Origin of the sequence: Paraburkholderia agricolaris (assembly GCF_009455635.1) — a bacterium.
Taxonomy (GTDB): domain Bacteria; phylum Pseudomonadota; class Gammaproteobacteria; order Burkholderiales; family Burkholderiaceae; genus Paraburkholderia; species Paraburkholderia agricolaris.
Genome location: NZ_QPER01000001.1, coordinates 4,415,988 through 4,429,096, shown reverse-complemented (window position 1 = coordinate 4,429,096; position 13,109 = coordinate 4,415,988). Strand labels below are relative to the sequence as shown.

General features: G+C 62.0%; 8 protein-coding genes. 4 read left to right on the top strand and 4 right to left on the bottom strand.

The genetic code is table 11. The annotated features are described in order from the left end of the window. Positions 1–12 precede the first annotated feature (12 nt). A complete protein-coding gene (locus tag GH665_RS19485) occupies positions 13–1,164 on the top strand; it encodes a deoxyguanosinetriphosphate triphosphohydrolase (RefSeq protein ID WP_246216307.1) in 1,152 nt (383 codons plus the stop codon). A gap of 53 nt (positions 1,165–1,217) precedes the next feature. On the opposite strand, the gene GH665_RS19480 is transcribed toward GH665_RS19485, so the two are convergent. Next, positions 1,218–1,598 carry an ElaB/YgaM/YqjD family protein gene (locus tag GH665_RS19480; protein WP_153137636.1) on the bottom strand — a complete coding sequence of 127 codons (381 nt, stop codon included), beginning with the start codon at positions 1,596–1,598 and terminating at the stop codon, positions 1,218–1,220. Positions 1,599–1,953: 355 nt separating this feature from the next. Further along, the gene (locus GH665_RS19475) at positions 1,954–2,676 is read right to left on the bottom strand and encodes an OmpW/AlkL family protein (protein ID WP_153137634.1); all 723 of its coding nucleotides are present in this window, start codon (positions 2,674–2,676) and stop codon (positions 1,954–1,956) included. A 187-nt stretch (positions 2,677–2,863) separates the two neighbouring features. Here GH665_RS19475 and GH665_RS19470 point away from each other — a divergent pair, with 187 nt between their 5' ends. The 3 genes from GH665_RS19470 (at position 2,864) to GH665_RS19460 (ending at position 10,156) form a co-directional block, all read left to right on the top strand. Next, positions 2,864–3,571 carry a transposase gene (locus GH665_RS19470; RefSeq protein WP_028199609.1) on the top strand — a complete coding sequence of 236 codons (708 nt, stop codon included), beginning with the start codon at positions 2,864–2,866 and terminating at the stop codon, positions 3,569–3,571. Positions 3,572–3,866: 295 nt separating this feature from the next. Then, positions 3,867–8,570: a glutamate synthase-related protein gene (locus GH665_RS19465; RefSeq protein WP_153137632.1), complete on the top strand. Its 4,704-nt coding sequence runs from the start codon at positions 3,867–3,869 to the stop codon at positions 8,568–8,570. A gap of 116 nt (positions 8,571–8,686) precedes the next feature. Continuing rightward, entirely contained in the window at positions 8,687–10,156 is a 1,470-nt protein-coding gene (locus GH665_RS19460) for a glutamate synthase subunit beta (protein ID WP_153137630.1), read from the top strand. Between the two features lie 216 nt (positions 10,157–10,372). On the opposite strand, the gene GH665_RS19455 is transcribed toward GH665_RS19460, so the two are convergent. Together GH665_RS19455 and GH665_RS19450 are read right to left on the bottom strand one after the other, a co-directional pair. Then, positions 10,373–11,638 (bottom strand): D-amino acid dehydrogenase, encoded by a 1,266-nt coding sequence (locus tag GH665_RS19455; protein ID WP_153137628.1) that lies wholly within the window; start codon positions 11,636–11,638, stop codon positions 10,373–10,375. Positions 11,639–11,655: 17 nt separating this feature from the next. Continuing rightward, entirely contained in the window at positions 11,656–12,915 is a 1,260-nt protein-coding gene (locus GH665_RS19450) for an MFS transporter (protein ID WP_153137627.1), read from the bottom strand. Positions 12,916–13,109 lie beyond the last annotated feature (194 nt).

Here is a 13,109-nt window from a genome sequence, read left to right as displayed (position 1 = left end):
GCAGGCACGCCCGTGAGCGGCGTGCCATCGCCAGAAGCACTCGAAGCGCATCTCGCGCCGTATGCGGCGCATTCCGCCCAGTCGCGCGGGCGCCGTTATCCCGAAGCCGCGCCAAGCGCGCGCACCGAATTCCAGCGCGATCGCGACCGCATTGTCCACTCGACGGCATTCCGCCGGCTCGAGTACAAAACCCAGGTGTTCGTGAATCACGAGGGCGATCTGTTTCGCACGCGCCTCACGCACAGTCTCGAAGTCGCGCAGATCGCCCGTTCGGTTGCCCGCAATCTGCGCGTCAACGAGGACCTCGTCGAAGCCATTTCGCTGGCGCACGACCTTGGCCACACGCCGTTCGGCCACGCGGGCCAGGACGCGCTGAACGAATGCATGCGCGAACATGGCGGCTTCGAGCACAATCTGCAAAGCCTCGCGGTGGTCGACGATCTGGAGGAGCATTACGGCGCGTTCAACGGGCTGAACCTCTGCTTCGAAACCCGGGAAGGCATTCTCAAGCACTGCTCGCGCGAGAACGCGCGGCGGCTCGGCGCGCTGGGCGAGCGCTTTCTGGAAGGGCGGCAGCCTTCCATCGAGGCGCAGATCGCCAATGTCGCCGACGAAATCGCCTACAACAATCACGATGTCGACGACGGCTTGCGCTCAGGCCTGCTCACGGTGGAGCAGCTTGCCGAAGTGGAGTTATGGCAAACGCACTATGCGGCGGCGCGTGGCGACTTCCCGCAGATCGAGGGGCGCAGGCTGATTCACGAGACCGTGCGCCGCATTATCAATACGCTGATCGTCGATCTGATCGATACGACTTCGCTCAATCTCGCCAGGCACGCGCCTGCCTCGCTCGACGCAGTGCGCGCAACGCCGCCGCTGGTCGCCCATAGCGAAGCAATCGCCGCGCAGGCCGCAACGCTCAAGCGTTTCCTGTTCAAGAACCTGTACCGCCACTATCGCGTCATGCGTATGGCCAACAAGGCGCGCCGCGTAGTGACCGGTCTGTTCGACGCATTCACGGACGATCCGCGGCTATTGCCGCCGGGTTATCAGTCCACGGACGCGTCGCGGCAACCGCGCCTGATCGCCCACTACATCGCGGGGATGACGGATCGGTACGCGGTTAAGGAGTATCAGCGGCTGTTCGTGATTGACGACAACTGATCGGCCGAGGCCGATCTCACCGCTTGTCGCAACCCGCCTGGTGCAACCCGCGCCTAGCGTAGCCGTGACGCCAGCAGGGCCCCAGCGATCAGCGCAACGCCGCCGACGATCGCAATCGTCTGCCACGGGTTTTCACGCACGTAATCGTCAGCATCGGCGATAGCGACTTCGGCGCGTTCGCGCACGGCTTCGCGGGTGTCGTTCAGGCGGACGCGCGCGGCTTCAAGCTGCTTGCGCAGTTTGCTGCGCAGCGCCACGGCGTCGGCCTGGGTGCCGTCTGCCAGGGTGGATTCGAGTTCCGACATCAGCGTGCGCAGTTCGCCTGCGATGTCTTCAGCCGCATGGCGGCTATGGCGGGCGATACGTCGCGCACGGCGGCTGGTGGTGGTCCAGGATTCGCCGAGGGCGTCTCGTGTGTTCGGAAATGCTGTCATGGTCGCTCCGTCGATGAGGGTGAAATGGTCCCGCGCTGTCACGGCACGTACACGTTGCTGCCATGTGGGGAAAACCACGGGGACGCAACTTCGGTGCCTAACCCGCAGCCCCGAAGGGCCGTGACGCAGACCACTATTCCTCAGCAGATATTGCACGAGCTAACCCGAGAGTGGGTCAAATTTACAAACGCTTACGCCGCCTGCCCGCGGGGTTGCCCGCGCAGGCCACGGACGGCCTCCCGGCACGCGAGAAAAACGAAAAACGCCGTCATTGGATCCATTGGATATTTGACGGCGTTGTCCAAGCCACGAAAATTCGACTACCCTAACTCAACGGCCCCAATTTCTTCACGCGTTAGAAACGGTAACCGATGTTGACGTAGGAAACGATCGGGTTCAGCTTGATCTTGGTTTGCGACTGCACGTTCAGCGTACCGACCGGGGTGTTTGCGGCGGTGTTCAGCTTGGCGGTCGTGCTGAGCGGCAGGTATGAAATCGACACGCCCGCGAACCAGTGCTGGTTGAACGCATAGGTGAAACCCGCATTAAACACCGGCTCCCACGAACTATCCGTGGAGACGCTGGTCGGACCATGCAGAACACCTGCTTCGAATGCGCCGTTGGTGATCTTCTGGTCGGTGAACCAGATACGGCTCACACCAATGCCGAGATACGGGCGGAACGAGGCGGTTGGAGCATTGAAGTAGTACTTGAACAGCAGAGTCGGGCTCCACTGTTTCGCCTGACCGAGCTTGCCGAATTGTTCGAGGTTGCCCGTGCCGTTCAGGTCGAACGAAGGCGGGACCCCGATCACGAATTCGGTAGCGATGTGATCAGTGACGAAGTAACCGGCTGTGAAGCCGAGCGTATCGGCTGAGCCGAGTGATGCGCCGGTGTTGGCTTCTGTGATGTTGGTCGGGCTGCCGCCTATGCTCGTTACTCTCAACGGTTGGCTACTCGATTGAGGCGCAAGATGGAACCAGCCTGTCGTAACGTAAAAGCTTCCGGCCGATTGCGCGTGTGCTGCCGTCATACAGGCGAGCGCCGCGATCCCCGTTACGGCCTGTTTTAATTTCATATGTGCTCCTCCAGAAAAGGCTCGCTCATTATGACTACAACGTTTGAAACAAACCATACGCGGCGGCTAGAGCTTTCTCCCTAGGCTCCGCGCGGTTTCCGGCTTAGCCGCGCTGCGCCGAACCCCGGGCGTGCGCGGTTCCTTGGACCTTCGGGTATGTACCAACGCGACTATTGGATACTCCAGCATGGCACGGCTTGCACGTCTCTATGTCCCTGACCAGCCGCAGCACGTCATCCTCCGTGGACTCGATCAGCAGCCCGCATTTGTCGACGACCAGGACTACGAGCTTTTCATCGACTGCTTGAAAGCGGCTTCGCGCGACCATCACTTGTCCATCCACGCGTATGCGTTGATGCCCGGCGCTGTGCAACTGCTCGTCACGCCGACTGAAGAGTCGAGCTTGCCGAAGGCGATGCAGGCGGTGGGGCGCCGCTATGTGGCTCACTTCAACCGGCGCTACGCGCGCCGCGGCACCTTATGGGAAGGGCGCTACCGCGCCACGGTGATCGAAGGCGAGCGCTACTTCCTGCTCGCGAGCCGGGTCGTCGAGATGTGCCCGGTGCGTACCGGGCTCGTCAGCGCACCCGAGGACTATCGCTGGTCGAGCTACCGCCACCACATCGGCCTCACGCTCGACAGTCTGATTACCGATCACCCGCTGTACTGGTCGCTCGGCAACACGCCGTTCGAGCGACAGCGAGCCTACCGAGAGTTGTGCGAGCAGCCGCTCGACGAGCGCGAAGCCAGCCAGCTTCAGCAGGCCACCTTGAAAGGTTGGGTTCTGGGCAGCGACACCTACCGCGAATGGGCGGCGCGGGCTGCCAACCGGCGCGTTTCGCCGCTGCCGCGCGGGCGGCCGCGCAAGGTCCGCGAAACGCCGCAGACGCAATAAAGCGTTTTGCATCAAAGGGCTGTATGGAAACGGCATCTTCGCATGCCGTTTTCTTTTGCACCATTTTGATGTGACACCAATAAAAAATAGCCGCAATGCACCAATCTGATAATTGGGGTTCAATCATCGCGTTTTATTTGCTATTCCATTGATTCGTCGCGTATATTCCGAATTCCGGCACTTTTAGAGACGCGCGGCATCAAGCGTACGGAGTCGCCGACGTGGTTGCGGTGCGAACTGCGGCAATAGAAAAACGGTTTAACGGCCTGTCCGGCCCCTCACAGACGGTGTCCCCATGAACGACCACCAGCAACCGACTCACCCGGTTCCCGCCGCGCAGGGTCTGTACGACCCGCAAAACGAACATGACGCCTGCGGCGTCGGCTTCGTTGCTCACATCAAGGGCAAGAAAAGCCACGAGATCATCGAGCAGGGCCTGAAGATTCTCGAGAACCTCGACCACCGGGGCGCCGTGGGCGCCGATCCGCTGATGGGCGACGGCGCGGGCATCCTGATCCAGATTCCGGACGGTTTTTATCGTGAGGAAATGGCCAAGCAGGGCGTTGTGCTGCCCCCGCACGGTGAATATGGCGTGGGCATGGTCTTCCTGCCGAAGGAACACGCATCGCGTCTGGCCTGCGAACAGGAACTGGAGCGCACGGTGAAGGCCGAAGGCCAGGTCGTGCTGGGATGGCGCGATGTGCCGGTCGACCACACCATGCCGATTTCGCCCACCGTCAAGGCGAGCGAGCCGCTGATCCGCCAGATCTTCATCGGCCGCGGCAAGGACATCATGGTGACCGACGCGCTCGAGCGGAAGCTGTACGTGATCCGCAAGACGGCGAGCCACCGCATCCAGGCGCTCAAGCTCAAGCACGGCAAGGAATACTTCGTGCCGTCGTGCTCGGCGCGCACGGTGGTCTATAAGGGCCTGCTGCTGGCCGGCCAGGTTGGCGTGTACTACCGCGACCTGCAGGACGAGCGCACGGTGTCGGCGCTGGCGCTGGTGCACCAACGCTTCTCGACCAACACGTTCCCGGCGTGGGAACTGGCTCACCCGTACCGCATGATCGCCCACAACGGCGAAATCAACACGGTGAAGGGCAACGTCAACTGGCTGAACGCCCGCACCGGCGCGATCGCGTCGCACGTGCTCGGCGACGACCTGCCGAAGCTGTGGCCGCTGATCTATCCGGGCCAATCGGACACCGCCTCGTTCGACAACTGTCTCGAACTGCTGGTGATGGCCGGCTACCCGCTCGTCCACGCGGTGATGATGATGATCCCGGAAGCGTGGGAACAGCACACGCTGATGGACGATAACCGCCGCGCGTTCTACGAATACCACGCCGCGATGATGGAGCCGTGGGACGGCCCCGCCGCGATCGCCTTCACCGACGGCCGTCAGATTGGCGCCACGCTCGACCGTAACGGCCTGCGTCCGGCACGCTACATCGTCACCGACGACGACCTCGTCATCATGGCGTCGGAAGCCGGCACGCTGCCGATCCCTGAGTCGAAGATCGTCAAGAAGTGGCGTCTGCAGCCGGGCAAAATGTTCCTGATCGACATGGAACACGGCCGCATCATCGACGACAAGGAACTGAAGGACAACCTCGCCAACGCCAAGCCTTACAAGAGCTGGATCGACGCCGTGCGCATCAAGCTCGACGAAATCGAGCCGAAGGCCGAAGACGTCGCGACGGAACGCCGCGAAGCCGCTGCTTTGCTGGATCGCCAGCAGGCGTTCGGCTATACGCAGGAAGATCTCAAGTTCCTGATGGCGCCAATGGCGCAAGCCGGCGAAGAAGCGGTCGGTTCGATGGGCAACGACTCGCCGCTGGCGGTCATGTCCAACAAGAACAAGACGCTTTATCACTACTTCAAGCAGTTGTTCGCGCAAGTCACGAACCCGCCGATCGACCCGATCCGTGAAAACATGGTGATGTCGCTGGTGTCGTTCGTCGGTCCGAAGCCGAACCTGCTGGACACGAACAACATCAACCCGCCGATGCGTCTTGAAGTGTCGCAGCCGGTGCTCGACTTCAAGGACATCGCCAAGATCCGCGCGATCGATCAGTACACGGGCGGCAAGTTCAGCTCGTACGAACTGAACATCTGCTATCCGGTGGCCTGGGGCAAGGAAGGCATCGAAGCGCGTCTGGCGTCGCTGTGCGCGGAAGCCGTCGATGCGGTGAAGTCCGGCTACAACATGCTGATCGTGTCGGACCGCAAGACCGACCGCGACAACGTCGCGATTCCGGCACTGCTGGCTACGGCCGCGATCCACACGCACCTCGTGCAACACGGTCTGCGCACCAGCGCGGGTCTGGTCGTGGAAACCGGCTCGGCGCGTGAAACGCACCACTTCGCGCTGCTCGCGGGCTACGGCGCGGAAGCCGTGCACCCGTACCTCGCGATGGAAACGCTTGCCCAGTTGGCAACCGGCCTGAAGGGCGACCTGTCGGCGGAAAAGGCGGTCTACAACTTCACCAAGGCAGTCGGCAAGGGCCTGCAGAAGGTCATGTCGAAGATGGGCATTTCGACCTACATGTCGTACACCGGCGCGCAGATTTTCGAAGCGGTGGGTCTGGCGGAAGATCTGGTGTCGAAGTACTTCAAGGGCACCTCGTCGAAGGTCGGCGGGATCGGCCTGTTCGACGTCGCGGAAGAAGCGATCCGTCTGCATCGCGACGCGTTTGGCGACAACCCGATCCTCGCGAACATGCTCGACGCGGGTGGCGAGTACGCCTATCGCGTGCGCGGCGAAGAACATATGTGGACGCCGGATGCGATCGCCAAGCTGCAACACTCGGCGCGCAGCAACTCGTACCAGACGTACAAGGAATACGCGCATCTGATCAACGATCAGACGAAGCGCCATATGACGTTCCGCGGCCTGTTCGAGTTCAAGCTCGATCCGGCCAAGGCCATCCCGCTCGACGAAGTCGAATCGGCGAAGGAAATCGTCAAGCGTTTCGCTACCGGCGCCATGTCGCTGGGCTCGATTTCGACCGAAGCCCACGCCACGCTGGCGGTTGCGATGAACCGCATCGGCGGCAAGTCGAACACCGGTGAAGGCGGCGAGGACGTGAACCGTTATCGCAACGAACTGCGCGGCATTCCGATCAAGAACGGCGACACCATGAAGTCGGTGATCGGCGACGAAGTGATCGTCGACATTCCGCTCAAAGACGGTGATTCGCTGCGCTCGAAGATCAAGCAGGTGGCATCGGGCCGTTTCGGCGTGACGGCGGAATACCTCGCGTCGGCCGATCAGATCCAGATCAAGATGGCACAAGGCGCGAAGCCGGGCGAAGGCGGTCAGTTGCCGGGCCACAAGGTGTCGGAATATATCGGCAAGCTGCGTTACTCGGTGCCGGGCGTCGGCCTGATTTCGCCGCCGCCGCACCATGACATCTACTCGATCGAAGATCTGGCGCAGCTGATTCACGATCTGAAGAACGCCAACTCGGCGGCCAGCGTGTCAGTGAAGCTGGTGTCGGAATCGGGCGTGGGCACGGTGGCCGCGGGTGTCGCCAAGGCGAAGGCCGATCACGTCGTGATCGCCGGCCATGACGGCGGCACGGGCGCCTCGCCGCTGTCGTCGGTGAAGCATGCCGGCACGCCGTGGGAACTGGGTCTGGCTGAAACGCAGCAAACGCTGGTGCTGAACCAGCTGCGCGGCCGCATCCGCGTGCAGGCCGACGGTCAGATGAAGACCGGCCGCGACGTCGTGATCGGCGCGCTGCTCGGCGCGGACGAATTCGGCTTCGCGACGGCGCCGCTCGTCGTCGAAGGCTGCATCATGATGCGCAAGTGTCACCTGAACACCTGCCCGGTCGGCGTCGCAACGCAAGATCCGGTGCTGCGCGCGAAGTTCCAGGGCCAGCCGGAACACGTCGTCAACTTCTTCTTCTTCGTTGCGGAAGAAGCGCGCGAACTGATGGCGCAACTGGGCATCCGTAAATTCGACGACCTGATCGGCCACGCCGAACTGCTCGACATGAAGAAGGGCGTCGAGCACTGGAAGGCGAAGGGTCTCGATTTCTCGCGCGTGTTCTATCAGCCGCAAGTCGCAGCGGAAGTGGCGCGCAAGCACGTCGACGTGCAGGACCACGGTCTCGACCGCGCCCTGGATCATGTGCTGATCGAGAAGTCGAAGGCCGCGATCGAGAAGGGCGAGCACGTCTCGTTCATCCAGCCGGTGCGCAACGTGAACCGTACGGTCGGCGCGATGCTGTCCGGCACGATCGCGAAGAAGTACGGCCACGATGGTCTGCCTGACGACACGATTCACATCCAGTTGAAGGGCACCGCGGGTCAGAGCTTCGGTGCGTTCCTCGCGCGAGGCGTCACGCTGGATCTGGTCGGCGACGGTAACGACTACGTCGGCAAGGGCCTTTCGGGTGGCCGCATCATCATCCGTCCGACGAACGATTTCCGCGGCAAGTCGGAAGAAAACATCATCTGCGGCAACACGGTGATGTACGGCGCGATAGAAGGCGAGGCGTTCTTCCGCGGCGTCGCCGGCGAGCGTTTCTGCGTGCGTAACTCGGGCGCGACGGCAATCGTCGAAGGTACGGGCGACCACGGTTGCGAATACATGACGGGCGGCACGGTAGTCGTGCTCGGCGAAACGGGCCGTAACTTCGCGGCCGGTATGTCGGGCGGTATTGCCTACGTGTTCGATCCGGACAACACGTTCGCGGGCAAGTGCAACAAGTCGATGGTCGCGCTCGACCCGGTCTTGCAGCAGGCCGAACAGGAACGCACAGTCGACAATGGCCTGTGGCACAGCGGCACCACCGACGAAGCGCTGCTCAAGGGTCTCATCGAACGTCACTTCCAGTTCACGGGTTCGCCGCGTGCAAAGGCGCTGCTCGAAAACTGGGACGCGTCGCGCCGTCAGTTCGTGAAGGTATTCCCGACCGAATACAAGCGCGCGCTGGGCGAGATGGCCGCGAAGAAGGCGAACAAGGAAGTGCTCGCCGCCTGATCCTGCCACCGCAGACGTCACAGTCACAACTAGCCGTACCCACCGCGCCGGCCGCATCCCGGTCCGCGCGGCGGGTGTAGATCACCTCACCTGATACAGATAGAGAAGAGAACCACATGGGCAAGGCAACCGGTTTTCTCGAGTTCGAGCGCCGCCACGAGGCGTACGAAGCTCCGCTCACGCGTGTGAAGCACTACAAGGAATTCGTCGCGGCACTGACCGACGACGAAGCCAAGATTCAAGGCGCGCGTTGCATGGACTGCGGCATTCCGTTCTGCAACAACGGCTGCCCGGTGAACAACATCATTCCGGACTTCAACGACCTGGTGTTCCATCAGGACTGGAAGAACGCGATTGAAGTGCTGCACTCCACCAATAACTTCCCCGAGTTCACGGGCCGCATCTGCCCGGCGCCGTGCGAAGCGGCCTGCACGCTCGGTATTAACGACGACGCGGTCGGCATCAAGTCGATCGAACACGCGATCATCGACAAAGCATGGGCCGAAGGTTGGGTCGCACCGCTGCCGCCGAAGCACAAGACCGGCAAGAAGGTCGCCGTGGTCGGATCCGGCCCTGCCGGTTTGGCCGTCGCGCAGCAACTCGCGCGCGCGGGGCACGATGTCACCGTGTTCGAAAAGAACGACCGGATTGGCGGCTTGCTGCGTTACGGCATTCCCGACTTCAAGCTGGAAAAGTGGCTGATCGACCGCCGCATGCGTCAGATGGAAGCTGAAGGCGTGACGTTCCGCGCCAACGTCTTCGTCGGCAAAGCGGATTCGCTGCCGGCGCATATCGGCAACACGGCGAAGGAAACCATCACGCCGGCTGAGCTGAAAGAACAGTTCGACGCCGTGGTGATTGCCGGTGGTTCGGAAACGCCGCGCGATCTGCCGGTGCCGGGCCGCGAGCTGGAAGGCATTCACTACGCAATGGAATTCCTGCCGCAGCAGAACAAGGTCAATGCCGGCGACAAGGTCGCGAACCAGTTGCTCGCCAAGGGCAAGCATGTGGTCGTGATCGGTGGCGGCGATACGGGTTCGGACTGCGTCGGCACGTCGAATCGTCATGGCGCGAAGAGCGTCACGCAATTCGAACTGCTGCCGCAGCCGCCGGAAGAAGAGAACAAACCGCTCGTGTGGCCGTACTGGCCGATCAAGCTGCGCACCTCGTCCTCGCATGACGAAGGCTGCTCGCGTGACTGGGCGGTCGCCACCAAGCGCCTCGAAGGCAAGAACGGCAAGGTCGAAAAGCTGATCGCCGCGCGCGTCGAATGGAAGGACGGCAAGATGCAGGAAGTGCCGAACTCGGAATTCGAAATGAAGGCGGATCTGGTGCTGCTGGCCATGGGCTTCACACAACCGGTGTCGCCGGTGCTTGAGGCGTTCGGCGTCGACAAGGACAACCGCGGCAATGTGCGTGCCGCGACCGAGGGCGACAAGGCGTACTACACGTCGGTGGACAAGGTCTTCACCGCGGGCGATATGCGCCGTGGCCAGTCGCTGGTGGTGTGGGCGATTCGCGAAGGCCGTCAGTGCGCACGTTCGGTCGATGCATTCCTGATGGGGCATTCGGAACTGCCGCGCTAACTTCTCTGTCGACCAGAGTTAGTGCTTCAGCACTTACTCTGGTCCCATGCAACTCGGTTGCCGCCGGTTGCCGCCTGATAACGCGGGAACCGGCTAATGCTTGCAGGACGAGGTGGAGACGACAAAGCGGTACATAAGCCGTACCCCAAAGCGGTAAAAAAACAAAGCCGGGCACCTGAGAGGGTGACCCGGCTTTTCCGTTTTTGCGACGCGCAATTATTTCCGGTAGCGGTTCAAAGTGAGCCCGTCCAGATCGATCTCCGGCTTGTGCTGCGTAATCAAATCCGCGACAACCCGGCCCGAACCCATCGACATCGCCCAACCCGTCGACCCATGTCCGACGTTCAGCCAGAGATTGTTCACGCCGGACGGGCCGAGCAATGGCGCTCCATCGGGCGTCATGGGCCGGCGGCCGACCCAGAAGTGCGCGGAGGTCGGATTGGCCGCGTGCGGAAACCAGTCGCTGAGTACCTTCATCAGCGTCTGCAAGGCCTGCTCGCGCAGGGTTATCTGGCGATTGCCAAGCTCCGCGGTGCCGGCCACGCGCAGGTTGTTGCCAAAACGCGTGATCGCCGTTTTCAGCGATTCGTCCATGAGTGCCGCCAGCGGGGCTTTTTCTTCGTCGGTGATGGGTAGCGTTGCCGAGTAGCCTTTGACCGGGTAGAGCGGCACCTTCACGCCGAGCGGCGCGAGCAACGTCGCGCTGTCGACCCCCAGCGCCACCACCACGGCATCCGCTTGTAATGTCTCACTGCCGCGCTCGCTCTCGAGATTGACCGCGTGAACCGCACCGCCTCGCATATCGAGCGAACTCACGCGGGTATCGAAGCGAAACCGCACGCCGTTGCGCTCGCAGATCGCCCGCAGTTCACGGGTGAAGCGGGCGCAATCGCCGGCTTCGTCGTTGGGGAGATAGAGGCCGGAGAGCGGCGTCTGGCGGGCCCAGCGCAGACCCGGTTCGATCTCGACACACTGCGCGGCGCTGACTTCACGGTACGCGATGCCCGCGTCGCGCAGGACCGCCAATGCCGGCTGCGCGAGCTCCACATCGTATTCGCTGCGGAACAACTGCAGATAGCCCTGGCTGCGGCCATAGTCGAACGGATGACGGGTGCGGAATTCGTGCAGACACTCCCGGCTGTAATAGGCGATGCGTTGCATGCGCTGCTTGTTGACGCGAAAGCGTTCGAGATCGCATTCGCGTAGCCAGCGCATGATCCAGCGCCATTGAGCCGGGTCGAGGGTAGGGCGGAAGATCAGCGGCGAGGCCGGCTTGAAAAGATACTTGAAGATCTTGGCCGGCATGCCGGGCGCGGCCCACGGCGTCACATAGCCCGGCGCGATTACACCGGCGTTGCCGAAACTGGTAGAGAGCGCGACGTCCGGCTCGCGCTCGATCACGGTGACCTCGCAGCCTTGCTGGCGCAGATAAAACGCGGTGGCGACGCCGATCACGCCGCCGCCCAGAACAATCGTTTTCATGTGGTTGTACGGCGGTTTCAGGCGCTCGGGCGAGTCGCGCCGAGCACTTTGCCCTTGGTTTCCGGCAGACACACTGCGGCAACGATCACCAGCAGATAGCCCGACCCGGCGATGATGCCCATCGCCTTCACCAGCGTCATGGTTTGTGACAGTGTACCGACCAGGATCGGAAAGAACGAGCCGAGACCGCGGCCCAGGTTGTAGCAGAAGCCTTGCCCCGAGCCGCGGATCGAATTCGGATAAAGCTCCGACAGGTAGGCGCCCACGCCCGCGAAAATCCCTTGCACGACAATGCCCAGCGGGAAACCGAGGGCGAGCATCATGCCGTCGGTGATCGGCAGCATCGTGTAGACCATGCCGAGCACGAACGAGCCGATCGCGAACAGCACGAACGACGCGCGGCGGCCGATCTTGTCGCACAGAATCGCGCCGACGATATAGCCGGTGAACGAGCCGACGATCAGCACGATCAGATAGCCGCTGGTGTTGAAGACTGACAGATGGCGCACGGTCTTCAGATAGGTCGGCAGCCAGGTGGTGATCGCGTAATAGCCGCCGAGCATGCCGGTGCAGAGCACGCTGCCCAGGATGGTCGTTTTGAGGTAAGGGAAGGCGAAGATCTGCAGGAAGTGCGAGGTGTCGAAACCGCTTTCTCGAGCCCGGCGGGTTTCGAGAAAGATTTCCGGATCGCTGACATTGCGGCGGATGTAGATGATCCACAACGCGGGCAGCAGGCCGATCCAGAAGCAGGCGCGCCATGCATACTGTTCCGGCAGCAGCGCGAAGAACGCCCAATAGATGATGGCCGCCGCGGCCCAGCCGAATGACCAGCTGCTCTGCACGGTGCCCACGGCTTTCGCGCGATGCTGAGGTGAGCGGATGGTTTCGGCCATCATGATCGTCACGACCGACCATTCACCGCCAAAACCAATGCCTTGCAGCGTGCGGGTGGTTAGCAGTTGCCAGAACGAGTGGGTGAAACCCGACAGGCAGGTAAAGATCGCGAAGGTGGCAATGGTCCACTGGAGGACCCGCACGCGTCCGTAGCGATCGGCGAGAATCCCGGCGAGCCAGCCGCCGATTGCCGACGAAATCAGCGAACTGGTCGCGATCATGCCGGCTTCGCTTTTGGTCATGCCCCATGTCGCGATCAGCGTCGGAATGAGGAATGAATAGATCATGAAATCAAAGGCGTCGACTGCGTAGCCGCCGAAGCCCGCATAGAGGGTGCGGCGTTCGCGCTGTGTCAGTTCGGTGAACCATTGGAGAGAGGGCATGTTTTTTTGTTGTCTCCAGGTGGTTTTTGCCTTGCGGCGGCTTGATCGTGGGTTTTTTGTATTCTAAGGGGATGGGACGGGGTGCGGCCAGTTGTGGTCAAAAATGGCAACCGGTTAAGTGACGGCTAAGGGACAGGTAAGGGACTCCATTCCGGTTCCTTACGAACTACTACTATGTAACCCAAAAATAATCG